Source organism: Curtobacterium sp. MCLR17_059, from assembly GCF_003234665.1.
Taxonomy (GTDB): domain Bacteria; phylum Actinomycetota; class Actinomycetes; order Actinomycetales; family Microbacteriaceae; genus Curtobacterium; species Curtobacterium flaccumfaciens.
The window spans coordinates 236,635-259,906 of record NZ_QKSU01000002.1 but is presented as its reverse complement, the minus strand read 5'-3'; the positions used below and the strand labels follow the sequence as shown (position 1 = coordinate 259,906).

General features: G+C 71.0%; 22 protein-coding genes. 4 read left to right on the top strand and 18 right to left on the bottom strand.

Annotated elements, in window-relative coordinates; translation table 11 throughout:
• The first annotated feature begins 23 nt into the window (after positions 1 to 23).
• Both DEJ12_RS04995 and DEJ12_RS04990 read left to right on the top strand, forming a co-directional pair.
• Positions 24 to 836: a peptidylprolyl isomerase gene (locus tag DEJ12_RS04995; protein ID WP_181433064.1), complete on the top strand. Its 813-nt coding sequence runs from the start codon at positions 24 to 26 to the stop codon at positions 834 to 836.
• Between the two features lie 113 nt (positions 837 to 949).
• The gene (locus tag DEJ12_RS04990) at positions 950 to 2,182 is read left to right on the top strand and encodes a DUF349 domain-containing protein (RefSeq protein ID WP_173034022.1); all 1,233 of its coding nucleotides are present in this window, start codon (positions 950 to 952) and stop codon (positions 2,180 to 2,182) included.
• 99 nt (positions 2,183 to 2,281) lie between these two features.
• Here the strand turns inward: DEJ12_RS04990 and DEJ12_RS04985 are convergent, their stop codons facing one another.
• From DEJ12_RS04985 to DEJ12_RS04965, 5 genes are read right to left on the bottom strand one after another with little or no spacing between them, the layout of a single operon-like run.
• Positions 2,282 to 3,244: a bifunctional riboflavin kinase/FAD synthetase gene (locus DEJ12_RS04985; protein WP_071414720.1), complete on the bottom strand. Its 963-nt coding sequence runs from the start codon at positions 3,242 to 3,244 to the stop codon at positions 2,282 to 2,284.
• Positions 3,245 to 3,252: 8 nt separating this feature from the next.
• Positions 3,253 to 3,708, bottom strand: coding sequence for a hypothetical protein (locus DEJ12_RS04980; RefSeq protein WP_071403708.1), 456 nt, complete (start codon positions 3,706 to 3,708; stop codon positions 3,253 to 3,255).
• A gap of 45 nt (positions 3,709 to 3,753) precedes the next feature.
• The gene (locus tag DEJ12_RS04975; protein WP_071403707.1) at positions 3,754 to 4,119 is read right to left on the bottom strand and encodes a hypothetical protein; all 366 of its coding nucleotides are present in this window, start codon (positions 4,117 to 4,119) and stop codon (positions 3,754 to 3,756) included.
• Positions 4,116 to 5,078, bottom strand: a complete 963-nt coding sequence (gene truB, locus DEJ12_RS04970; protein ID WP_071244775.1) for a tRNA pseudouridine(55) synthase TruB — start codon at positions 5,076 to 5,078, stop codon at positions 4,116 to 4,118. The genes DEJ12_RS04975 and truB overlap by 4 nt, the downstream gene beginning before the upstream one ends.
• 22 nt (positions 5,079 to 5,100) lie before the next feature.
• A complete protein-coding gene (locus tag DEJ12_RS04965) occupies positions 5,101 to 5,547 on the bottom strand; it encodes a hypothetical protein (protein ID WP_071414719.1) in 447 nt (148 codons plus the stop codon).
• A gap of 52 nt (positions 5,548 to 5,599) precedes the next feature.
• Here DEJ12_RS04965 and DEJ12_RS04960 point away from each other — a divergent pair, with 52 nt between their 5' ends.
• On the top strand, positions 5,600 to 6,526 hold the full coding sequence (locus tag DEJ12_RS04960) for an A/G-specific adenine glycosylase (RefSeq protein ID WP_372444888.1): 927 nt from the start codon (positions 5,600 to 5,602) through the stop codon (positions 6,524 to 6,526).
• Here DEJ12_RS04960 and rbfA read toward each other — a convergent pair.
• The 12 genes from rbfA to DEJ12_RS04900 form a co-directional block, all read right to left on the bottom strand.
• Positions 6,523 to 6,996: a 30S ribosome-binding factor RbfA gene (gene rbfA / locus DEJ12_RS04955; protein WP_111029246.1), complete on the bottom strand. Its 474-nt coding sequence runs from the start codon at positions 6,994 to 6,996 to the stop codon at positions 6,523 to 6,525. The genes DEJ12_RS04960 and rbfA overlap by 4 nt on opposite strands.
• Before the next feature lie 113 nt (positions 6,997 to 7,109).
• Entirely contained in the window at positions 7,110 to 9,962 is a 2,853-nt protein-coding gene (gene infB / locus DEJ12_RS04950; RefSeq protein ID WP_110864590.1) for a translation initiation factor IF-2, read from the bottom strand.
• Positions 9,963 to 10,036: 74 nt separating this feature from the next.
• The gene (locus DEJ12_RS04945; protein WP_031259737.1) at positions 10,037 to 10,348 is read right to left on the bottom strand and encodes a YlxR family protein; all 312 of its coding nucleotides are present in this window, start codon (positions 10,346 to 10,348) and stop codon (positions 10,037 to 10,039) included.
• A 68-nt stretch (positions 10,349 to 10,416) separates the two neighbouring features.
• The gene (nusA, locus tag DEJ12_RS04940) at positions 10,417 to 11,412 is read right to left on the bottom strand and encodes a transcription termination factor NusA (RefSeq protein WP_071414715.1); all 996 of its coding nucleotides are present in this window, start codon (positions 11,410 to 11,412) and stop codon (positions 10,417 to 10,419) included.
• A gap of 143 nt (positions 11,413 to 11,555) precedes the next feature.
• The gene (locus DEJ12_RS04935; RefSeq protein ID WP_111029245.1) at positions 11,556 to 13,307 is read right to left on the bottom strand and encodes a proline--tRNA ligase; all 1,752 of its coding nucleotides are present in this window, start codon (positions 13,305 to 13,307) and stop codon (positions 11,556 to 11,558) included.
• A gap of 676 nt (positions 13,308 to 13,983) precedes the next feature.
• Positions 13,984 to 15,138 (bottom strand): flavodoxin-dependent (E)-4-hydroxy-3-methylbut-2-enyl-diphosphate synthase, encoded by a 1,155-nt coding sequence (gene ispG, locus DEJ12_RS04930; RefSeq protein WP_171907786.1) that lies wholly within the window; start codon positions 15,136 to 15,138, stop codon positions 13,984 to 13,986.
• Positions 15,139 to 15,194: 56 nt separating this feature from the next.
• Entirely contained in the window at positions 15,195 to 15,755 is a 561-nt protein-coding gene (locus tag DEJ12_RS04925) for a cysteine hydrolase family protein (RefSeq protein WP_111029244.1), read from the bottom strand.
• Entirely contained in the window at positions 15,752 to 17,224 is a 1,473-nt protein-coding gene (locus DEJ12_RS04920; RefSeq protein ID WP_111029243.1) for a cytosine permease, read from the bottom strand. The genes DEJ12_RS04925 and DEJ12_RS04920 overlap by 4 nt, the downstream gene beginning before the upstream one ends.
• 24 nt (positions 17,225 to 17,248) lie before the next feature.
• Positions 17,249 to 18,583 (bottom strand): RIP metalloprotease, encoded by a 1,335-nt coding sequence (locus DEJ12_RS04915; protein WP_181433063.1) that lies wholly within the window; start codon positions 18,581 to 18,583, stop codon positions 17,249 to 17,251.
• 128 nt (positions 18,584 to 18,711) lie between these two features.
• The gene (dxr, locus tag DEJ12_RS04910; protein WP_111029241.1) at positions 18,712 to 19,824 is read right to left on the bottom strand and encodes a 1-deoxy-D-xylulose-5-phosphate reductoisomerase; all 1,113 of its coding nucleotides are present in this window, start codon (positions 19,822 to 19,824) and stop codon (positions 18,712 to 18,714) included.
• Between the two features lie 2 nt (positions 19,825 to 19,826).
• Complete coding sequence (locus DEJ12_RS04905; RefSeq protein ID WP_071404621.1) at positions 19,827 to 20,798, bottom strand: FKBP-type peptidyl-prolyl cis-trans isomerase; 972 nt, start codon at positions 20,796 to 20,798, stop codon at positions 19,827 to 19,829.
• 6 nt (positions 20,799 to 20,804) lie between these two features.
• Positions 20,805 to 21,314, bottom strand: a complete 510-nt coding sequence (locus DEJ12_RS04900) for an OsmC family protein (RefSeq protein ID WP_071404620.1) — start codon at positions 21,312 to 21,314, stop codon at positions 20,805 to 20,807.
• Between the two features lie 34 nt (positions 21,315 to 21,348).
• Between DEJ12_RS04900 and DEJ12_RS04895 the strand changes: the two genes are divergently transcribed.
• On the top strand, positions 21,349 to 22,341 hold the full coding sequence (locus DEJ12_RS04895) for an asparaginase (protein WP_111029240.1): 993 nt from the start codon (positions 21,349 to 21,351) through the stop codon (positions 22,339 to 22,341).
• Positions 22,342 to 22,426: 85 nt separating this feature from the next.
• On the opposite strand, the gene DEJ12_RS04890 is transcribed toward DEJ12_RS04895, so the two are convergent.
• The gene (locus DEJ12_RS04890; protein ID WP_111029239.1) at positions 22,427 to 23,215 is read right to left on the bottom strand and encodes a hypothetical protein; all 789 of its coding nucleotides are present in this window, start codon (positions 23,213 to 23,215) and stop codon (positions 22,427 to 22,429) included.
• Positions 23,216 to 23,272 lie beyond the last annotated feature (57 nt).

The following is a 23,272-nucleotide window of genomic DNA, read 5'->3' as shown; positions in this document are numbered from 1 at the left end:
CGACGAGAGGGCAGACCAGCACCGTGGCACCGAAGAACCCAGCGCGTGACAACCGAGAGGCGCGCGAGCGCCTCCGCCTCTACCAGGCCCGCCAGGGCCTCCACGAGCGGCAGCGACGCCGCCGCGTGCGGGACAACCTGATCGGTGCCGGTGCCCTCGTCCTCGTCGCGGCCCTCGCCACCGGGTCGCAGCTCGCCTTCGCCGGATCGCGGGGATCGGACGCCCCGGCCCCGAGCGCCTCCGCGTCGTCGACGGCCACGCCGTCGGCCAGCGCCACGGCCGCCAACACCGGCGACGTGCCGAGCAAGTCGATCGCGAAGGGTGCGACCTGGACCGGCAGCCTCACGCTCAACAAGAGCATCGACCTCGGCATCGAGCTGGACGGTGCGAAGGCACCGCAGGCCGCGAGCGTCGAGATCTCGTTGATCCGTCAGCAGTTCTACAACGGCACGACCTGCCACCGGCTCGCCGACAGCGACGGCCTGAAGTTCCTGCAGTGCGGCTCCGCGAACGGCGACGGCACCGGCGACGCCGGCTTCGAGTACGGCCCGCTCGAGAACGTGCCGGAGGACGGCGTCTACGAGAAGGGCACGATCGCGATCGCGCGGTCGGACTCCCCGTACTCGCAGTCGACGCAGTTCTTCATCGTCTACGGGGACACCACGCTCGACGGCTCCACGGGCGGCTACACGGTCGTCGGCAAGGTCACGAGCGGGCTGTCCGAGCTCGAGTCGGAGATCGCCTCGAAGGGCATCGCGTCCCCCGGCCGCGACGGCACCGGCGAGCCGAAGGTGGCGACGAAGATCACCGACGCGAGCATCGCGGAGCAGAAGTAGTCCACAACCCGTCGCACCGGTCGGGCGGCGGAGCCCGTCCGTGCAATAGGCTGACGACCTGACCGTGCCGACGGTGACGTCGGCGATGCACGACCACGATCGAGGCGAGACCTGTGGGATCTGACGAAGCAACGACCTGGGGGCGGGTCGACGAGAACGGGACCGTGTACGTCCGGTACGAAGAGACCGAACGTGCTGTCGGTGAGTACCCGGACGCCACCCCCGAAGAAGCCCTCGCCTACTTCGCGCGGAAGTACGCCGACCTCGAGGGGCAGGTGAAGATCGCCGAGCAGCGCGTCCAGCGCGGTGCGTCGGCGAACGACGTCGCCCGGACGGTCGAGCACCTGACCGCCTTGGTCGCCGACGCGCGCGTGGTGGGTGACATCAAGTCGCTCGAGACCCGCGTGGGCGCGCTCACCGAGCAGCTCGGCTCGCTCACCAAGGAGCAGGCGGAGCAGGCGCAGCAGGCCCTGCAGGACGCCCTGGCGCACCGCACCGCCCTGGTGGAGGAAGCCGAGGCACTCGCCGCGGTGGACCCCGCACGCGCGCAGTGGAAGCAGATCACGGCGCAGCTCGACGACGTGTTCGCGCGCTGGCAGCAGCACCAGCACGACGGGCCGCGGATCCCCAAGAACGAGGCGAACGACCTGTGGAAGCGGTTCCGCGCAGCACGGTCCACCGTCGACCAGCACCGTCGTGCCTTCTACTCCGAGCTGGACGCACAGCACCGTGACGCCCGGACGCGCAAGCAGGAGCTCGTGGCGCAGGCCGAGGCCCTCGCGCCCCGCGGTTCCGATGCGATCCCGGACTACCGCCAGCTGCTCGACGACTGGAAGAACGCCGGACGTGCCGGCAAGCGCCACGACGACGCGCTCTGGGCACGCTTCAAGGCCGCCGGAGACGTGCTGTTCGAGCAGCGCCACGCCGAGAGCGCAGCCGAGAACGAAGAGTTCTCCGCCAACCTCGAGGCGAAGCAGGCCCTGCTGACCGAGGCCGAGCCGCTCCTGCAGGCGACCGACCGGGTCGCCGCGCGCAAGACCCTCACCGGCATCCAGCGCCGCTGGGACGAGATCGGCAAGGTCCCCCGCGGTGACGTCCGTCGGGTCGAGGACCGCCTGCGTGCCATCGAGGACCACGTCCGTGGGCTCGAGGACGCGCACTGGAAGGAATCGAACCCGGAGCGCAAGGCCCGTCAGAACGGCCTCGCGAGCCAGCTGGAAGACGCGATCGGCAAGCTCCAGTCCGAGCTCGCCGCGGCGCAGGCCACCGGTGACGCGCGGAAGATCAAGGACGCGCAGGAAGCCCTCGACGCCCGCAAGATCTGGCTCGACGCCCTGGGCGGCTGAGCTTCCGCCCCGACGAACGACGCCCCCGTGACCGATCGGTCACGGGGGCGTCGTCGTACGGGGGCGTCGTCGTACGGGGGAACCAGTGTGCTCGGCAGGTCAGACCGGCGCGGGCAGTCCGAGCAGCAGCCGGATGTCCAGGTCGTCCTGCCGCATCTGCGCGGCGAGCTCGTCCATCGACGAGAACTTCACCATGCCGCGCACGTACGACACGAAGAGCACGGAGATCCGATCGCCGTACAGGTCGATGTCGACGTCGAGCAGGTGCGCCTCGATCTGCTTCGCGGGCACACCCTCGAACGTCGGGTTGTTGCCGACCGACACCGCCGCCGGGTAGACGGTGCCGTCGTGCAGCACCCGGGCGGCGTAGACACCGTCGGCGGGGACGAAGCCCTCGCACGCCGGGTCGAGGTTCGCTGTGGGGTACCCCATCGCACGGCCTCGCTGGTTGCCGTGCACCACGACGCTCCGCACGGCGTGTTCCCGCCCGAGGAGTCGTGCGGCTTCGGCCACGCGGCCCTGGCCCAGGAGCTCCCGGATCCAGGTGGAGGACACCCGGCGCTCACCGTCGGGTCGGACGTCGTCGATGAGGTCCACGTCGTCGATGAGCTCGACGGTGAAGCCGTGCTGCTCCCCCAGGGTCCGCAGCAACGCGACGTCACCGGCGCCCTTCGCACCGAAGCGGAAGTCGCTGCCGACGAAGACGAGCCGGGCGTGCAGGGTGTCGACGAGGATCTCGGACACGAACGCCTCGGGCGACTTCGACTGCAGTTCCTGGTCGAAGCGGAGCAGCAGGGTGGCGTCGACCCCGGCCTCCTCGAGCAGTTCGCGGCGCTGCGCGGTGCTGGTCAGTGCCGGCGGGACGTGCGGCGGGTCGATGACGTTGAGCGGGTGGCGGTCGAACGTGACCACGGTGGCCACGAGGTCGTGCTCGCGGGCGGCGCGCTCGAGGTGTGCGATGACGGCTCGGTGCCCGACGTGCACGCCGTCGAACTTCCCGATGGTGACGGCGCTCGGGCCGAACCCGTCCGCCACGTCGGCGGTGTCCTCGTAGAACTGCACGGCGGCTCCTACTCGCTCGCCGGGGCGGTGGACGAGGACGCAGCCGGTGCCGACGGCTCGGTGACCGCGGTGCGGTGGTGCTTGCGGAGCCACCAGAGCCCGGCGATCGGCAGCACGAGCGGCGCGAAGGCGTAGCCCAAGCCGTAGTACGACCAGATGGTGTCGTCGGGGAACAGCTGGCGGTCGAACAGCGACAGGGTGCCGATGACGAGCACGCCGGTCATCTCGAACACGATCGTGACGCAGGCGACCCGGTACCAGAACCGGCCGGGCACGATGAGGGCGATCATCGCGACGATGTAGACGACGGCAGCGATGGCACTGAGCGTGTAGGCGAACGGTGCGAACGAGAACTTCTCGATGATCTGCACGACGCTGCGTCCGGTCGCCGCCAGCGCGAGGATGCCGTACACGGCGATGAGGACGCGGCCGATGCCGGTCGCGAGTGAGGATCTGGTCGCCATTGCACCGATTCTACCGACGCGCGGCTGCGCGCATGACCTCCGGCGTCAGTTCAGCGCGAACCAGATCTGGTACATCCGGTAGACCATCACCGCGACGGTGAAGGCCCCGGCGCCGAGCACCACGGTGCTCCACTTCGTGCGGTCGATCAGTGCCCACACGACCGCGGCCGGCGGGACGAGCAGCACCGAAACGGCGTACACCCCGAACTCGAGCGCGTTGCCGTCGGGCGGACTGCCCGTCGCCGGCAGCACGATCGAGATGACGCCCTGCGCAAGGAGCAGCAACTCGATGAGCACGAGCGCGCCGACCGTGTAGTCGTTCGGCTTCCAGCCGATGAACCCCACGACGACCGCGAAGAGCCCCACCACGACGGCGAGCACCAGCTGCACCCACATGTACCACTCGATCACGCGCGGGCTCCGGTCTGCGAGGAGGACGACGCACCGGGCGTCGGGAAGTTCGTGATGACCCGGAGCAGCCCCCGGCGGACGGAGACGAGGCCGACCAGCCGGTCGTCGGACGCGGTGACCGCTGCCACCGGTCCGTCCGAGTCGGGATGCTCGGCCGCGACACGCTTGCCGTCGGTGAGGTCCTTCGCCGAGGCTGCGTCGAGCGTCACCGACGAGAAGAGTCGCCGGGCGATGTCCGCCGGACGTGCGAGCGCGGCGCGGACGTCGACGGCGTCGTCCTCGAGGTCGATGGCGTCCTGCACGTCGAACGGTCCGACGCGGGTCCGACGGAGGGCGACGAGGTGCGCCCCGGTGCCGAGGGCAGCGCCGACGTCACGGGCGAGCGCACGGACGTAGGTGCCCGACGAGCAGGTCACGACGACGTCGAGGTCCACCACGGCGACGTCGGTGCCGTCGACGGCGACGGTCCGCTCGTTCCGCGTCGTCACGTCGAACTGCGAGACGGTCACCGTGCGGGACTTGAGCTCCACCGCCTCGCCCTTGCGCGCCAGGTCGTAGGCGCGGCGCCCGTCGACCTTGATCGCGCTGACCGTGGACGGGACCTGGTCGATCACGCCCCGCTGCGCCGCGACGGCGGTCTCGACGGCGTCGTCCGAGACGTCCGCAGCGGCCACACCGACCGCAGCGGTCGGCGTGCCGTCGGCGTCGTCGGAGTCCGTGGAGACACCGAGCCGGATGGTCGCCGTGTAGGTCTTGTCGAGGCCCACCAGGTGCGTCAGCAACCGGGTGGACGGCCCGATGCCGAGCAGCAGCAGCCCGGTGGCCATGGGGTCGAGGGTGCCGGCGTGGCCGACCTTCTTCAGGCCGAGGCGCCGACGGGCGATGGAGACCACCCGGTGGCTGGAGATCCCCTGCGGTTTGTCGACGAGGAGGATGCCGTCCGGCGCGGTTTCGAGCACCAGGCGAGATTACCAGCGCCGGTCAGCAGGCGTCGTTCCACTCGCGGCGAGGGTGCTCGGGATCGGTGACGTCGAGCACCGCGGAGGCCGCGATCTTCACGTCGGCACGACGCTCGAGTCGGCCGGACTCCTGCTCGACCCACAGCGACCAGCGCCACAGGGTACGGACCCCGGGGGCCAGGATGCCCCGCCCGTGCACGATCAGGACACCGTCACCGGCTCCGGTCGTGCGGAAGGGCGTCACCAGGTCGGACCGGAGCGTGTCCTGGTCGGCGGACGGCGCGGCGGCCGCCATCGCGGAGATCCCGTGCTGCTCGAAACCGGTGACGAGCGCGGCCGCGACCCGCTCGAGGTCGGTGCCGTCCTGCCCGTCGACGCCGATGACGGTGCGGTTCGTGCCGACCTGCGCGATCGCCTCTGCAGCGATCGCAGCCATCGTGTCGGTCTCTTCGGGTGCCCAGCGTGCCATGCGTCCACCGTAGGCTGTCGAGGTGAACGCGAGTCGGGCCTCCAGACCGGATGTGGACAAACCGACCGCGCGACGCGGTGTGCAGGAGCCGGCCACGCCGGAACGGCCCGACATCGCGACCCCGCTGATCGCGTGGTTCCGGCAGCAGGCGCGGGACCTGCCGTGGCGCCGCCCCGGCTTCCCCGCGTGGGGGACGCTCGTCAGCGAGATCATGCTGCAGCAGACGCAGGTCGCGCGCGTGGTGCCCCGACTGGAGGCGTGGCTCACCCGGTGGCCGACGCCTCGCGACCTCGCGGACTCGCCCCCGTCCGAGGCGGTGCGTGCCTGGGACCGGCTCGGCTACCCGAGACGCGCGCTCGCGCTGCACGCGGCGGCGACCGCGATCGCGACCGACCACGGCAACGTCGTGCCGCGCGACGTCGACGCGCTGCTCGCACTGCCGGGCATCGGCGACTACACCGCCCGCGCCGTCGCGGTCTTCGCGTACGGCGACCGGCACCCGGTCGTGGACGTCAACGTGCGCCGCGTGCTCGCACGTGCGGTCCTCGGCCAGGGCGAACCCGGGCCGGCGAAGGCGAAGCAGGACCTCCCGCTCATGGAGTCCGTGCTGCCGGCGGACCGCGACGACGCCGCCGCCACGAACGCCGCCGTGATGGAGCTCGGCGCGCTCGTGTGCGTGTCCCGCTCCCCCGCGTGCGATGCGTGCCCCATCGCGGACCGCTGCGCGTGGCGTGCGGCCGGGTACCCGGAGCACGACGGGCCGCGGGCTCCGCGGCAGGCGAAGTTCGCCGGCAGTGACCGCCAGGTGCGCGGCCTGATCATGGCCGAGCTGCGCGCCAGCGACGTGCCGGTCACCCGGTCCGAGATCGAACCGGTGTGGCCGGACGCCGACCAGCGGGACCGGGCGCTCGCGTCGCTCCTGCGTGACGGACTGGCCGTCGGGGACGACGCGAGCGGCTACCAGCTGCCCGGGGTCTAGGAACGCGGCTCGGCGGAGCCGTCGGTCTCGGCAGCGTCGTCGGCGTCGTCGCCCTCGTCGCGCTTGTACGGGTCGGCGTCGCCGGCGTACGTCGCACCGACCGAGGCTGCGCGGACCTGCTCGTCGCGCACCTGGGCCTGCACGAGCAGGTCCTCCATGTGCGCCGAGGTCTCGGGCAGGGCGTCGGCGATGAACTCGAGCGACGGCGTGAGCCGGGCGGTGATGTTCTTGCCGACCTCGGACCGGAGCATGCCGGTCGCGGCCTTGAGCGCCGCGGCGGAGTCCGCACGCTCCTCGTCGGTGCCGTAGACGGTGTAGAAGATCGACGCGTGCTGCAGGTCACCGGTCACACGGACGTCGGTGATCGTGACGAACCCGAGTCGCGGGTCCCGCAGACCCTTGTCGAGTCGACGTGCGACGACTTCCTTGATGCGGTCCGCCATCTTGCGTGCGCGCTGCGGATCGGCCATTGGGTGCCTCCTGAGGCAGTGGCGGGACGCTTCCCGCCGGTGGTCCTGCGTGGGAAAGGGGTCGGGCCCCGGCCTCCCGCGTGGGGAGGCCGGGGCCCAGAGGAGTCACGCGATCAGTCGCGCGGCTTCTCGACGAGTTCGGTCGTCTCGACCTCGTCGCCGATCTGGATGTCGTTGAACTTGCCCAGACCGATACCGGCTTCGAAGTCCGTGCGGACCTCGGTCACGTCGTCCTTGAAGCGACGCAGTGACTCGATGGCCAGGCCATCGGCGACCACCACACCCTCGCGGATGACGCGCGCCTTGGCGTTGCGCGTGATCGTGCCGGAGCGGACGATGACACCCGCGATGTTGCCGAACTTCGAGGAACGGAACACCTCGCGGATCTCGGCGACGCCCGACTGGACCTCTTCGTACTCGGGCTTGAGCATGCCCTTGAGGGACTGCTCGATGTCGTCGAGTGCGTTGTAGATGACCGAGTAGAAGCGCACGTCGATGCCTTCGCGCGCCGCACGCTCACGGGCCTTGACGTCCGGACGGACGTTGAAGCCGATGACGATGGCGTTGTCGATCGTGGCGAGGTCGATGTCCGACTCCGTGATCGCACCGACACCGCGGTGCAGGATGCGGAGCTGGACGCTGTCGTCGACCTCGATGTCCAGGAGCGACTGCTCGAGTGCCTCGACGGCACCGGAGACGTCACCCTTGATGATGAGGTTGAGCGACTCGACCTTGCCCTCTTCGAGCGCACGGGTGAAGTCCTCGAGCGAGATGCGCTTGCGCGACTTCGCCAGCAGGGCGTTGCGCTCGGCGGCTTCACGCTTCTCAGCGATCTGACGCGCCGTGCGGTCCTCTTCCGTGACGAGGAAGGTGTCGCCGGCGCGGGGCACCGAGGACAGACCCTGCACCTGGACCGGGCGGCTCGGCGTCGCGGCCTTGACCGCGACCCCGTTCTCGTCCGTCATCGCACGGACTCGGCCGTAGGCCGTGCCCGCCACGATGGCGTCACCGACGTGGAGCGTGCCGGACTGGATGAGGACCGTGGCGACTGCACCGCGACCCTTGTCGAGCCGGGCCTCGATCGCGACACCACGGGCGTCCTTGTCGGGGTTCGCACGCAGGTCGAGACCGGCGTCCGCGGTGAGCAGCACGGCGTCCAGGAGCTCCTGGATACCGATGTTCTGCCGCGCCGACACGTCGACGAACATGACGTCGCCGCCGTACTCCTCGGCCACCAGGTTGTACTCGGTGAGCTGCTGGCGGACCTTGGCGGGGTTCGCGCCTTCCTTGTCGATCTTGTTGACCGCGACGACGATCGGCACACCGGCCGACTGCGCGTGGTTCAACGCCTCGATGGTCTGGGGCATGATGCCGTCGTCCGCCGCGACCACGAGGATCGCGATGTCCGTCACCTGGGCACCACGGGCACGCATGGCCGTGAAGGCCTCGTGACCCGGGGTGTCGATGAAGGTGATCGGGCGGTCGATGCCCTCGTGCTGCGCGACGATCTGGTACGCACCGATGTGCTGGGTGATGCCACCGGCCTCGCCCTCGACGACCTTCGAGTTGCGGATCGCGTCGAGGAGGCGGGTCTTGCCGTGGTCGACGTGACCCATGACGGTGACCACCGGCGGCCGCTGCTGCAGCACGTCGTCGTCTTCGTCCTCGAGTTCTGCGTCGAGGTCGATGTCGAAGCCCTCGAGGAGCTCCTTGTCCTCGTCCTCGGGCGAGACGATCTGGATCTTGTAGCCCAGCTCGTCACCGAGGACCTCGAACGTGGCCTCGTCCAGCGACTCGGTCGCGGTCGCCATCTCACCGAGGTGGAACAGCACCGTCACGAGGTTGCCGGGCATGGCGTCGATCTTGTCCGCGAAGTCCGAGATGCTCGCACCACGACGGAGTCGGACGACCGTGTTGCCGTCGCCACGAGGGACCTGCACACCGCCGAGCGACGGGGCCTGACGCATCTCGTACTCGGCGCGCTTCGTCCGCTTCGACTTGCGGGCACGGCTCTTGCCGCCACCGCGACCGAACGCACCGGCGGTACCACCACCGGGGCCACGACCACGGCCACCGCCACCGGCGGGACGCGGGCCGCTGAAGGCCGGACGCGGGAAGCCACCACCGGCACCGCCGCCGGCACCCGGACGGGCACCGGGGCCGCCACGGCCACCACCCTGGCCCGGGCGCTGCCCGAAGCCGTTGGGACGGTTGCCCTGACCGGGACCACCCGGACGCGGAGCACCCGGACGGGGCGTGCCCGGACGCGGGGGCTGCGGACGCGGGATGCCACCGCCACCGGCTGCGCCGGCGGCCGGGCGCTGGCCCATGCCCTGGTTGGACGAGTACGGGTTGTTGCCGGGGCGCGGCGGGCGCGAGCCCATGCCCTGGTTCGACGAGTACGGGTTGTTGCCCGGACGTGCACCGGGCTTGGGGCCACCCGGCTTCGGACCGGCTGCCGCGGGAGCCTTCGGGCTGGTGCCCGGCTTCACGGCGTCGGACTTCGGAGCAGCGTCGGTCGACCCGCCTGCCTGCTCGGCGGCCTGCTTCTCAGCGGCCTGCTTCTCGGCACGGGCCTTCTGCGCGGCCTCGGCCTCGGCCTGTCGCTGGGCGACGGACTTCGGTGCGGCCGGTGCGGGGACGTCGGCAGCGGGTGCTGCCGGGGCCTCGGGCTCGGGAGCCGGTGCCGGACGAGCCGGACCCGGACGGGGACCGCCGGGCTTGGGTGCACTCGACTTCGGCGCGCTGGCCTTGGCGGGTGCGCTCGGCGCGGAGGCCGAGGCGGCGGGCTTCGCCGCGGGGGCGCCGTCTGCCTGGAGGGCGGCACGGAGCTTCCGTGCCACGGGGGGCTCGATGCTCGAGCTGGCACCCCGGACGAACTCGCCGAGCTCCTTGAGCTTCTCGAGTGCGGTCTTGCTGTCGACGCCGAGTTCGCTTGCGATCTCGTGTACGCGTGGTTTAGCCACTGTTCTCCTTCACGGGTCCCACCCCGTGAAGGGGCAGGACTCAATGGATGACGGGTCTCATTTCGAGCCGCTCATCAGTTGTCCATAAGCCGTTCAGCCTGTTCTGTCATGTCCGGGCGCTCGGCCGGTTCCTGTGGGAGACCGACGATGTGGTCGAGCACCGCGGACGTGTCGGGATCGCGATCCAACCGGAGCGCACGGCGGAAAGCCCTGCGCTTGACGGCCAGATCGTAGGCATCGACGGTCGGTGTGAGCCACGCTCCCCGGCCCGGCATGACTGCCTTCGGATCCGCCACGACACGGCCATCGCTCAGGGCGACGACTCGGAGGAGGGAGGATCGGGAAGCGCGACGACGACTGCCGATGCACGTTCTGACGGGAACCACTCTACTCCTTGCCTCGGACGTGCGCGATCCGGCGCGCCCTCGCAGGGCGCGCCGGGAGCGAAATCGTCCTAGTCCTCTCCGTCCAGGATGGAGTCCGGCTGGATGTCGATGCGGGCACCGGTGAGCTTCGCGGCGAGGCGGGCGTTCTGCCCTTCCTTGCCGATCGCGAGCGACAGCTGGTAGTCCGGCACGAGCGCGCGGACGGCCTTCGTCGAGGCGTCGAGCACGAACGCGCTGGTCACCTTGGCCGGCGACAGGGCGCTCGCGACGAACGATGCGAGGTCGGACGAGTAGTCGACGATGTCGATCTTCTCGGCGCCGAGCTCGTTCGTGACCGCACGGACACGTGCGCCGAGCTCGCCGATGCAGGCACCCTTCGCGTTCACGCCGGGCTCGTTCGCCTTGACGGCGATCTTCGTGCGGTGGCCGGCCTCGCGGGCGAGCGAGGTGATCTCGACGACACCGGACGCGATCTCCGGGACCTCGAGTGCGAAGAGCTTCCGGACGAGGCCCGGGTGCGTGCGCGACACGATGATCTGCGGGCCCTTGTTGCCGCGGGCGACGCTCGTCACGTAGACGCGGATGCGGGAGCCGTGCTTGTACGACTCCCCCGGCACCTGCTCTTCGGGCGGCAGGATCGCCTCGATCGTGCCGAGGTCGACGTGCACCATCTTCGGGTTCGGGCCCTGCTGGACCACGCCCGCGACGATGTCGCCTTCCTTGCCGCGGAACTCGCCGAGGATCTTGTCGTCGCCGATGTCGCGCAGGCGCTGGTTGATGACCTGCTTCGCCGCGAAGGCCGCGATGCGTCCGAAGTCGCTCGGCTGGTCGACGGCTTCACCGATGACGGTGCCCTCGTCGTCGAGCTCGGGGACGTAGACGCTGACCTCGCCGGACTTGCGGTCGAGCTCCACACGCGACTGCGCGTGGGCCGGCTCGCCGTTCTCGTCGGCGTGCTTCTGGTAGGCGGTCAGGATGGCAGATTCGATGATCTGGACGAGCTCGTCGAACGGGATCTCCCGCTCGCGCTCCATGAGTCGCAGGACTGCGAGATCGATCTTCACCGAGGTGCCTCCGTATTCAGATGAGTCGCTCCTGCGGGGTGGAACTGCGCAGAAGTCGGCCACAAGCGTACCCCAGAACCAGGAAACGGACAGGAGGCCCGTGGCGGGGTCGCCACGGGCCTGCTGTCCGTCAGGGGTCGCGTCTAGATCGCGCGGACCGCGTCGAGCAGCTCGGCCACCGGCACGTCGCGGCGGTCGCCGGTCGCGCGGTCCCACAGCTCGACGACGCCCTCGGCGGCGCCGCGGCCGGCGACGACGACGATCGGCATGCCGAGCAGCTCGGCGTCACGGAGCTTCACGCCGGGCGAGACCTTGGGGCGGTCGTCGTACAGCACGTCGAACCGCTCGCCCTCGAGCTCGGCGACGACGGACGCCGCCAGCTCGTAGGCGACCTGGTCACGGCCGGTGGCGACGATGTGCACGTCGAACGGCGCGACGTTCTTCGGCCAGACCAGGCCCTTCTCGTCGTTGTGGGACTCGGCCAGGATCGCGAGGATGCGGGTCACGCCGATGCCGTACGAGCCCATCGTGACCGTCGCGAGCTTGCCGTTCTCGTCCTGCACCTTGAGACCGAGCGCCTCGGCGTACTTGCGGCCGAGCTGGAAGACGTGCCCGATCTCCATGCCGCGCGCGGTCTCGAGGGGGCCGGAGCCGTCCGGGGACGGGTCACCCGCGCGGACGTCGGAGACCTCGACGACACCGTCGGCCACGAAGTCACGGCCGGCGACGAGGCCGGACACGTGCACGCCGCGCTCGTTGGCGCCGGTGATCCAGCTCGTGCCGTCGACCACACGCGGGTCGACGAAGTAGCGGAGGCCGGTGGCGCTGTCGGCGCCGAGGACCTGCGGGCCGATGTAGCCCTTCACCAGGCCGCGGTGCTTCTTGAAGTCGTCGTCGCCGGCGGCCTCGACCTCGGCGGGGGCGAACGACACCTCGGCGCGCTTCAGGTCGACGTCGCGGTCACCGGGCAGGCCGACGACCACGACCTCGCGCGTGCCGTCGAGGTGGGTGAGCGCCAGGACGACGTTCTTCAGCGTGTCCGCCGCGGTCCACGGTGCACCCTCGCGCGGCGCGACCTGGTTCGCGTGGGCGACGAGCGTGTCGATCGTCGGGGTGTCCGACGCCGGCAGCAGCACGGGCTCCGGCTGGCCCTCGATCGGCAGCGACTCGGGGACGGGGGTGACGTACGCCTCGACGTTGGCCGCGTAGCCGCCGGCGCTGCGGACGAAGGTGTCCTCGCCGACGCCGATCGGGTGCAGGAACTCCTCGGACTTCGAGCCGCCCATCGCGCCGGCGTCGGCCTTGACGATGACGTAGTCGAGGCCGAGGCGGGCGAAGATCTTCTCGTACGCGTCGCGCATGACCTGGTAGCTGCGCTCGAGGCCCTCGTCGGTGAGGTCGAACGAGTACGCGTCCTTCATGGTGAACTCGCGGCCGCGCAGGAGTCCGGCGCGGGGCCGGGCCTCGTCGCGGTACTTGTCCTGGATCTGGAACAGCGTGACCGGCAGGTCCTTGTAGGACGAGTACAGGTCCTTCACCAGGAGCGCGAACATCTCCTCGTGCGTGGGTGCGAGCAGGTAGTCGGAACCCTTGCGGTCCTGCAGGCGGAACATGCCGTCGCCGTACTCGGTCCAGCGGTTCGTCGCCTCGTACGGCTCACGGGGCAGGAGCGCGGGCAGCAGGACCTCCTGCGCACCGGCTGCGACCATCTCGTCGCGGATGATCGCCTCGATCTTGGCGCGCACCCGGAGGCCGAGCGGCAGCCAGGCGAAGATCCCCGGGGACTGGCGACGGACGTACCCGGCGCGGACGAGCAGCTTGTGGCTCGTCACCTCGGCGTCGGAGGGGTCGTCGCGGAGCGTACGGAGGAACAGATGCGAAAGCCGTGTGACCACGGGGCAAGCCTAGTGGCGGCGGGCCGACGGCGCGGGTTCCCTGCAGTGTCCCCGCCGCTGGGCGCTGGCGGCGCGGTTCGGCACGGTGCGCGGTTCGCCGGCTCGTGCGGCGCCAGCCGCTGCGTGCGCGCCTGCAGGCTCGCACCGGGCGATCAACCCGGCGGCCGCTCGCGAAGTCCGCACCGTGCGGAGGGGACGCACGTCGAGCAGCCGCAACGGGCCTCCGAGCCGGGCCCCATTGCGGCACGCGCGTCGCAGTCGTCGCGGAGCGGAGCCGCACGGTGCGAGGTTCGCCGGCCCGTGCGGCGGCAGCCGCTCCGTGCGCGCCTGAACGCTCGCACGGGGCGATCAGCCCGGCGGCCGCTCGCGAAGTCCGCACCGTGCGGAGGGGACGCACGTCGAGCAGCCGCAACGGGCCCCCGAGCCGGGCCCCGGTCCGGCACGCGCGTCGCAGTCGTCGCGGAGCGGAGCCGCACCGTGCGAGGTTCATCGGCCGGTGCGGCACCAGCCGCTCCGTGCGCGCCTGCAGCCTCGCACGGGGCGATCAACGCGGCACGGAAGCGCGAAGCGCGCACCGTGCCGACCGGCGCTGGCGCCAGCGTCGGCGCCGCACGACGACGGACCGGAGGCCCGGTGCCAGCTGGCACCGGGCCTCCGGTCCGGAGGGTGGTCGCGCCTACGGCGCCATGATCACCTGGGGCGTGCCGGTGGCGGCGGCCGGACCCATCTCGTCCGCGATGCGGTTCGCCTCGTTGATGAGGGTCTGGACGATCTCGGCCTCGGGCACGGTCTTGACGACCTGGCCCTTGACGAAGATCTGCCCCTTGCCGTTGCCCGAGGCGACGCCGAGGTCGGCCTCGCGCGCCTCGCCCGGGCCGTTCACGACGCAGCCCATGACGGCGACGCGGAGCGGGACGGTCATGCCCTCGAGCCCCTTCGTGACGTCGTTCGCGAGCTGGTACACGTCGACCTGCGCGCGACCGCAGCTCGGGCAGGAGACGATCTCGAGCTTGCGCTCGCGCAGGTTGAGCGACTGCAGGATCTGCAGGCCGACCTTGACCTCCTGCGCGGGCGGGGCGGAGAGGGACACGCGGATGGTGTCGCCGATGCCCTCGGCCAGCAGGATGCCGAACGCGGTCGCGCTCTTGATGGTGCCCTGGAACTCCGGGCCGGCCTCGGTCACGCCGAGGTGCAGCGGCCAGTCGCCGGCGGCGGCGAGCTGCCGGTAGGCCTTGACCATCACGATCGGGTCGTTGTGCTTGACCGAGATCTTGAAGTCGTGGAAGTCGTGCTCCTCGAACAGGGAGGCTTCCCACACCGCGGACTCGACGAGCGCCTCGGGGGTGGCCTTGCCGTACTTCTGCAGCAGGCTCGGCTCGAGCGACCCCGCGTTCACGCCGATGCGGAGCGAGACGCCGGCATCCTTGGCTGCCTTGGCGATCGCGCCGACCTGGTCGTCGAACTTGCGGATGTTGCCCGGGTTGACGCGGACGGCGGCACAGCCGGCGTCGATCGCCTGGAAGACGTACTTCGGCTGGAAGTGGATGTCAGCGATCACGGGGATCTGCGACTTCTTCGCGATGATCGCCAGCGCGTCGGCGTCGTCCTGCGTGGGCACGGCGACCCGGACGATGTCGCAGCCCGAGGCCGTGAGTTCGGCGATCTGCTGCAGCGTCGCGTTGATGTTGGTGGTCTGCGTCGTGGTCATCGACTGCACGGACACCGGGGCGTCGCCGCCCACGAGCACCTTGCCGACCCGGATCTGCCGCGACTTGCGACGCGGAGCGAGGGTTTCGGGGGACTTGGGCATACCGAGGTTGACTGCGGGCACGTGAGCACTCTACGCGCTCGGTCTGACCGTGCCGGGTCCGGTCCCCGTGCGTCTGTTCAGAGCTCCCTGACCGAGTCGACGACCGTGATGAGCGGGGCGTAGAGCCGCATCACCGCGAGCGCTCGGTCGTGGTCCTCGTCGGTCGCGCCGGCGCAGGCGTCCGCCACGACGGTCACCGTCGCACCCGCGTCGGCCGCCGCCAGCGCGGTCGACAGCACGCAGCAGTCGGTCGAGACCCCCGTGAGCACCAGGTGCGGGTGGTCGCCGACGACGGCCTGGAGGCTCGTCCCCCACTTGCCGAAGGTCGGTTCCGTCACGACGGGGTCGTTCCGGTCCGCGGCGGCTGATGCGAACGGCTCGGTGAGCGCGTACAGCGGGTCGGTGTCCGGGACCAGTGCGAAGGGCCAGTCGCGGTAGTACGGCACCCACGCACCCTCGGGCTCCGCCGGAGCCACGAAGCGGGTGAAGACCGTGCGGCCCGTGAACCGCGGGAGGAGCCGCTCGATGCCGGCGCCGGCGTGGTCGTACCGCGGGGCGGCCCACGGGTTCTCGCCGGTGAAGACCTGCTGCATGTCGATGACGACGAGCCAGGCGTCGTCGGGGATCTCCGCGCTCATCGCAGGTCGTCCGGCGTGGCGAGTGCTTCCTGGCGGCGGATCGAGCCGCGAGCGAACAGCAGCGTGCCGAGGAACCCGACGACCAGGGCGACGAGGACGCCGAGGTTCGCGTAGGCCCACGGCCCCTCGCGGCCACCGAGGCCGAACGGGCCGAGCAGGTAGCCCTGCCACGTCAACCACGCGGGCGACGAGAGCGTCACGAGTCCCCAGCCCAGGGCCGTGCCGACCAGGACCAGCGCGATCGCGCCCCACCGGACGTCACCGTAGCGGCCGCGGCGGTCGTCGAGCTCGGCCTCTGCGTAGGCGCGTCGGCGCAGCAGGACGTCCGCGACGAAGATGCCGGCCCACACCGCGATCGGCACGCCGAGGGTGATCAGGAACGCCTGGAACGGCTTCGCGAAGCTGGTCGCGAAGAAGGCGATGTACACGGCGCCGGCGACCATGAACGCTCCGTCGACCCCGGCTGCGACCGGCCGCGGGATCTTCACGCCGACGCTCAGCAGCGCGAGGCCCGACGAGTAGATGTCGAGGACCGCTCCCCCGACGAGCCCGAGGATCGCCACGATCGCGAACGGGATGAGGAACCAGATCGGCAGGATGGTGGTGAGCGCGCCGATCGGGTCGTCCTGGATGGCGGCGTTCAGGTCCGGCGACGACCCGGCGAGCAGGACGCCGAAGACCACGAGGATCGCCGGGGCCAGTGCGCCGCCGAAGGTCGTCCACCCGACGACCCCACCGGTGGACGCGGCCCGCGGCAGGTACCGGGAGTAGTCGGCAGCAGCGTTCACCCAGCCGAGGCCGAAGCCGGTCATCACCAGGACCAGGGCCCCGATGACCTGCTGACCGCTGCCGGACGGCATCGCGGCGATCGCGGCGAAGTCGATGGAGGGCACCGCGAGCACGATGTAGACGACGGTGAGCACCCCCGTGATGACCGTGATCCAGGTCTGCAGGCGCATGATCACGTCGAAGCCCGCGACGCCGGCCCCGACCACGAGCGCGGCGACGACGACCAGCGCGACGACCTTCGTCAGCACCCCGCCGTCCCAGCCGAGCTCGGTGAAGACCGTGGAGGTCGCCAGGACCGCCAGTGCGGCGAGCGAGGTCTCCCACCCGACGGTGAGGATCCAGCTGAGGAACGAGGGCACCCGGTTGCCCCGCACGCCGAACGCCGCACGGCTCAGCACCATCGTCGGCGCCGACCCCCGCTTGCCGGCGATCGCGACCACGCCGCACAGCAGGAACGAGAACACCACCCCGACGACCGAGACGGCGGTGGCCTGCCAGAAGGAGATGCCGAACCCGATGACGAACGCCCCGTAGGCGATGCCGAGCACGGAGATGTTGGCGGCGAACCACGGCCAGAACAGTCCCCGTGGGGTGCCCTTCCGATCGGACTCGGCGATGACGTCGAGGCCCTGGCGCTCGACGGTGCGAACCTCGGGAGGGTTCGGGGCGGCTGTGGTCATCCGCTGAGCGTAGCGCCGGAGCGACTACCCGAACAGGTTCACCGGCCGCACGATGTCGGCGTAGATCAGCAGCGCGCTCATCCCCGCCAGCAGCACCACGACGACCATCGTCAGGGGCATCGTCTTCGCCAGGTCGATGGGCCCCGGATCCGCCTTGCCGACGAGCTTGAACGACCGTCGCTTGATCGCTTCCCAGAGCGCACCAGCGATGTGTCCGCCGTCGAGCGGCAGCAGCGGCACCATGTTCAGCACGAACAGGCCGATGTTGAGCGAGGCCAGCAGCCCGAGGATCGTGTACGCCTTGTCGACCACCGGGACACCGCTCATCGACGAGACCTCGCCGATTGCACGGCCCACGCCCACCACCGACACGGGGCTGTCCTGCGACCGCTCCTGGGCACCGAACGCGGCGTTCCACACGGCGACCAGGCGCTGCGGCAGGTCGATGATCAGGTGCGCGGACGCCGCGATCTGGGCGCCGGTCGCGGGCAGCACCTCGGCCGGGGACTGCCGCACCAGGGACTGCCCGATGCTGACGCCGACCACGCCGACGCGCTGGGTCTTCGTGGTGCCGTCGTCGTTCTTGACGACCTTGCCCTCGGAGTCGTAGACGTCGCGGGTGGCGGTCGTCGGGGTGATCTCGAGGGTCTTGCGGGCACCGTCGCGCTCGACGACCACGGTGACCTGCTCACCGGCGGACTCCTGGAAGACCTCGGAGACGCGGGTGATGGTGGGGTCCTGCTCACCGTTCACCGAGAGCACGACGTCGCCGGACTCGATGCCGGCCTGCTTCGCCGGGGACACCGCGTCGCCGGGCGAGCACTCGGTCGTCTGGCTGTTCGGCAGCACGCACCCGACGCTCGACGTGAAGGTCGTCGTCGGCGCCCCGAACCCGCACAGCAGCACACCGAACAGCACGATGCCGATCACCAGGTTCATCGCCGGGCCCGCGACCATCACGATGATCCGCTTCCACGGCGTCAGGCGGTAGAAGGCGCGGGAGTCGTCACCGCCGGAGTCCGCGATCTGCTCGGCGCTGGCCTGGCGGGCGTCCTGCACGAACGCGCCGTACATGCCGGTGTTCGTGATGGCGTTCGCCCGGCCCGAGGCGCGCGGCTTGAGCATGCCGACCATCGAGATGTACCCACCGAGCAGGATCGGGCGGATCCCGTACTCGGTCTCACCCCGCTTGAACGACCACATCGCCTTGCCGAAGCCCAGCGAGTACTGCGTCACCTTGACGTTGAAGAGCTTCGCGAAGGACAGGTGCCCCAGCTCGTGGAGTCCGATCGAGACCAGCAGGCCGATGATGAAGACGACCACGCCGAGGACGAAGAGCAGGACGGATTCGACGGTCACCGGGAAAGAGTACGGGACTGATTCCATGACGGAGCCGAGCGCCGTCTGAGAGGCGAGCTGGGCCTCCAGGCCGGTGCGTCACGTCCGCGGTCTGCCGCCTCCGCGTCGGACGGGAGGCGCGACTCGCGTCAGCGGGTCAGCGCGCGGTCCGCAGCGGTGCGGGCCCACTGCTCCGCCGCGAGCACCCCGTCGAGTGACGGCTCCCCCGCGGTGTGCTCCTCGACGACGCGCTCGACCGTGTCGACGATGTCCAGGAAACCGATCGCACCAGCGTGGAACGCGGCGACGGCCTGCTCGTTCGCGGCGTTGAACACGGCCGGGAACGTGCCGCCCAGCTCACCCACCCGCTTGGCGAGGGCGACGGCGCCGAAGGCGTCCTGGTCGAGCGGCTCGAACGTCCACGTGCTCGCGGTCGTCCAGTCGAGCGGCACGCCGACGCCGGGCACCCGGTCCGGCCAGGCCAGGCCGAGCGCGATCGGCAGACGCATGTCCGGCGGCGACGCCTGGGCGATGGTGGAGCCGTCGACGAACTCGACCATGGAGTGCACGATCGACTGCGCGTGCACGGTGACGTCGATGCGGTCGTACGGCACGTCGAAGAGCAGGTGGGCCTCGATGACCTCGAGCCCCTTGTTGACCAGGGTCGCGGAGTTCGTCGTGACGACGAGACCCATGTCCCAGGTCGGGTGCGCCAGTGCCTGGGCGGGGGTGACGTCACGGAGCTGCTCGCGGGTGCGCCCACGGAACGGACCGCCGCTCGCCGTCAGGACGAGCCGCTGCACCTCGGCGTCGGCGCCGGAGCGCAGCGCCTGCGCGATGGCGGAGTGCTCACTGTCCACGGGCACGATCTGCCCGGGCGCCGCGGCCTGCTGCACGAGGGAGCCACCGACGATCAGGCTCTCCTTGTTCGCAAGGGCGAGGGTGGCACCGCTCTCGAGCGCCGCGAGCGTCGGGCCGAGGCCGACCGAGCCGGTGATGCCGTTCAGGACGACGTCGGCCTCGACGCTCCGGACGAGCTGCTCCGAGTCGGCCGCGCCGAACGCCGTGTCGCGGACCCCGAACCGGGCGGCCTGTTCGGCGACGAGGTCGCGGTTGCTGCCGGCGGTGAGCCCGACGACCTCGAACCGGTCGGGGTTGCGGGCGACCACGTCGAGCGCCTGGGTGCCGATCGAGCCGGTGCTGCCGAGGACGACGATGCGCCGACGATCAGGACCGGTGCTGCCGAGGCGGCCGTCCGTCACGGTCAGCCCTTGGCGAGGATGTCGACCACGAAGACGAGCGTGGCGTTCTTCGGGATGCCCGAGCCCTCCTGCGGGTTCGCGCCGTAGGCGTCCTCCGGCGTGGCGACGATCAGGACCTGCGAGCCGACCTTCTGCCCGACGAGCCCGGTGACGAAGCCCTTGATGAGCGCGCTCTCCGACACGGTGAAGGTGGTGGGGACACCCTTCGACCACGAGGAGTCGAACTCCTTGCCGGTGTCGTAGACGACGCCCTTGTACTGCACGAGTGCGGTGTCGCCGTCGGCGATCTCGGTGCCGTCGCCCTGCTTGAGCACCTCGACCGTGGTCTTCGTGGGCGCCTTGACGCCGTCGGGGACCGTGATCTCCGGCTCGCCCGAGGCCTTGTCCTTGACCGTGGGCAGGCCCGGGTCCTGGTCCTGCGGGGTGCCGGTCGCCTTGGTCGGGGTCTGTGCGACGACGTCGGCGACCACGACGATCTCACCGCCGGTGTTGAAGCCGAGTGCCGAGGACTGTCCGACCGCGGCGACGCGGTCGCCCACCTTCGAGCAGGCGAGGAGCGCGCCGAAGCCCGATCCGCCGACGGAGAGCACCTGCGGGTTGCCCTCGTCGAAGCCGACGGTGCCGAGCTTCTTGGCGTCCGAAGCCTCGTACACGCTGTAGGAGACCTGCGCGTAGTCACCCTCGTCGAGCGCCGCGCCCTTGCCCTTCACGAGGCGGGTGGCCTGCGGCGTCTTCGCGGACAGGCCGGACGAGAACTTCACGGTCGGGGCCTTCGGTCCGCCGAACGACCCGGTCGCCTTGATGGCATCGGACGACTTGCCCGGGTCGGGGCAGGAGGTGATCGCCGAGGCCGTGGCACTGGCCGACGGGGTCGGCGAAGCCGAGGACCCGTTCGAACCGGAGCCGGAGCAGGCGGCGAGTCCCAGCACGACGGCGGGGACGATGGCGATCGGGAGCAGGCGGAGACGCTTCACGAGGACCTAGTCTGCCCCACCTGTCGAAGAGTCCCCTGCCAATGACGCAGGTCGGACGACCAGCTGCGGCTCGTGGTGCACCGGGAACGCCACGGACCGCGCGATGAAGCAGAGCTCGTTGGCGGTGACGTGTGCTGCTTCGGCGTCCGCGACCCGGTCGGCCTCGAGGATCGTGACGACCGGGTGCAGGGTCGCCTCGGTCAGTTCACCCGAACCGTCGCGGTTCAGGCGGAGCGACGCGGTCGCGGTGTCCTGGTAGTCGACGACGGTGAAGCCCTTCGTCACCGCGACGTGCAGGTAGCTGAGCATGTGGCACTGGGCCAGCGCCGCGACCACCATCTCCTCGGGGTTCCAGCGGTCACGGTCCCCGCGGAACGTCGGGTCGGCGGAGCCGGGGACGTCGGGCTTGCCGGTCGCGGAGACCACGTGTTCGCGGCCGTAGTCGCGGTACCCGGAGGTGCCGGTCCCGCGGTCGCCGGTCCAGCTGACGGAGACCTCGTAGGAGTGGTCGTGCACGGGTGCGCCCCTTCGCCTTGGCTAGCATGGCGGCATGACGGTGAGCCCCGAAGTCCGCAGTGATCGCCATCCTCTCACCGCCGACGGTTCTGTCGAGCTGGCGGTGCTCGAACGCTCAGGGTTCGACGAGAGCCGGCACGTCGGCGCCGGCGTCGTCGTCGACGCGAGCGGCACCGTGATCGACTCCGTGGGCGACGTGACCGCGAGCATCTACCCGCGTTCCACCATGAAGCCGTTCCAGGCCCTGGCCGTCCGAGGTGCCGGTGCGCTGTTCTCCGACGAGGAACTCGTCCTCACCACCGCGAGCCACGCCGGCACCGCGGCCCACCAGGCGCTCGCCCTGCACATGCTCGAGTCCTTCGACCACGTCGAATCCGACCTCGGCTGCCCGCCCGACATGCCCTTCGACCGCGGGACCGCCCGGACGATGGACGGCCCCCGCCGACTGGCGATGAACTGCTCCGGCAAGCACGCCGGCATGCTCGCTGCCTGCCGGGTGAACGGGTGGGACGAAGCCACGTACCTCGACATCGAGCACCCGTTGCAGCAGCGGGTGCGTTCCGTCGTCGAGGAGTACACGCACGAGACCGTCGACCTGGTCGGTACGGACGGCTGCGGCGCCCCCGTGTTCCCGCTCACCCTGACGGGGTTGGCACGCGGGTTCGCCGGTGTCGTGGCACGGGCCGACGACGACTCCGCTGCCCTGACCGATGCGGTCCTGGCGCACCCGTGGGCGATCGACGGCGTCGGACGCGCGAACACGGTCACCATCGAGCGACTGCAGGTGCTGGCGAAGCTCGGTGCCGAGGGCGTCATGGTCATGGGGTTGCCCGGAGGCGCCGCCGTGGCCGTGAAGGTGCTCGACGGCTCGCAGCGGGCCGGCACCCTGGCGGCCCTGGCGCTGCTCGAGCGGAACGGGCTCGTGGCGTCGGACGGGGTGGCCGAGGTGCTCGAGGCGACCGGTGAGCGGGTGCTCGGCGGTGGCGTGCCCGTCGGCGCGGTGCGGGTCGGCGCCGGGTTGCGCTGATCGTTGCTCGGGGCTGGTCAAGGGTCAGCGCCGGTCAAGGGTCGGCGCTGGTCAAGGGTCAGCGCTGGTCAAGAGTCGGCGGTGGTCATCGATCGGCGCTCACGGGGTCGGGGACGAGGACCGGCAGCGCCGGGGACACCCGGACGACCGCGTGGTCGTCGGGTCGACGGACGGAGCAGCCGTACCGTGAGACCTCGACGGTGACGTCCTGCTGACGAGGCGCCGATCCGAGTCCGGCCACGAGCACCACGGACCCGTGCGGTCGGCCGTCGGCCCCCATCCGCACCGCGACCGAGGTCCCCGATGGCAGGGGGTGCACTGACAGGCTGCTCGCTGCCCGGGTGCTCGCTGACCGGGCGCTCGGGGCTGGTTCGGGGCTGCTGGTCCGCACGGCGTCGAGGCCCTCGGGGGAAGCAGCCCAGCGCAGGTCCTCTTCGGTGTGGACGGCAGCGGCTCTGAGCTGCTCGGCGAGCCCGCGGAACACCGCGACGGCGAGTGCTCCGGCGCCGACGACCACGACGTGGGACGCGGCGTCGACCCGGAGCACGCGGCCGCCCGGACCGTGCCCGAGGACGAGTGCCAGCGTGCCGTCGCCGTCCTCGGGAACGATGCCCGTCAGCGTTTCCGGCGCACCGAGCGATTCGGACTCGGCAGGCTGGTCGGGCCCGGGCGGCGCGACGACCGCGACCGCGACCGGGTCCGGGTCCGGGTCCGGCGAGGCCGAACGGTGCAGCACCACGTCGACCAGCGCGCAGCACGCACCCGCGCCGAGCAGGACGCCCTGCCCCGCGCCGCTGATCGGCGCGAGGACCCCGGCCACGACGAGCGCGACCGCGGCCCCCACGATCACGCAACGTGCGGTGAACCGGGACATGACCCCATCGCACCAGGAACGAGCAGCTCAGCGCTGGCCCGGGACCCGATCTGTGGA

Excerpts from the sequence above, each read along its gene's own strand:
- DEJ12_RS04895 (WP_111029240.1), top strand. The coding sequence starts at position 21,349 with ATGACGGTGAGCCCCGAAGTCCGCAGTGATCGCCATCCTCTCACCGCC.
- DEJ12_RS04920 (WP_111029243.1), bottom strand. The coding sequence starts at position 17,224 with ATGACCACAGCCGCCCCGAACCCTCCCGAGGTTCGCACCGTCGAGCGC.
- rbfA (WP_111029246.1), bottom strand. The coding sequence starts at position 6,996 with ATGGCCGATCCGCAGCGCGCACGCAAGATGGCGGACCGCATCAAGGAA.
- DEJ12_RS04925 (WP_111029244.1), bottom strand. The coding sequence starts at position 15,755 with ATGAGCGCGGAGATCCCCGACGACGCCTGGCTCGTCGTCATCGACATG.
- DEJ12_RS04965 (WP_071414719.1), bottom strand. The coding sequence starts at position 5,547 with ATGGCACGCTGGGCACCCGAAGAGACCGACACGATGGCTGCGATCGCT.
- DEJ12_RS04980 (WP_071403708.1), bottom strand. The coding sequence starts at position 3,708 with ATGGCGACCAGATCCTCACTCGCGACCGGCATCGGCCGCGTCCTCATC.
- DEJ12_RS04890 (WP_111029239.1), bottom strand. The coding sequence starts at position 23,215 with ATGTCCCGGTTCACCGCACGTTGCGTGATCGTGGGGGCCGCGGTCGCG.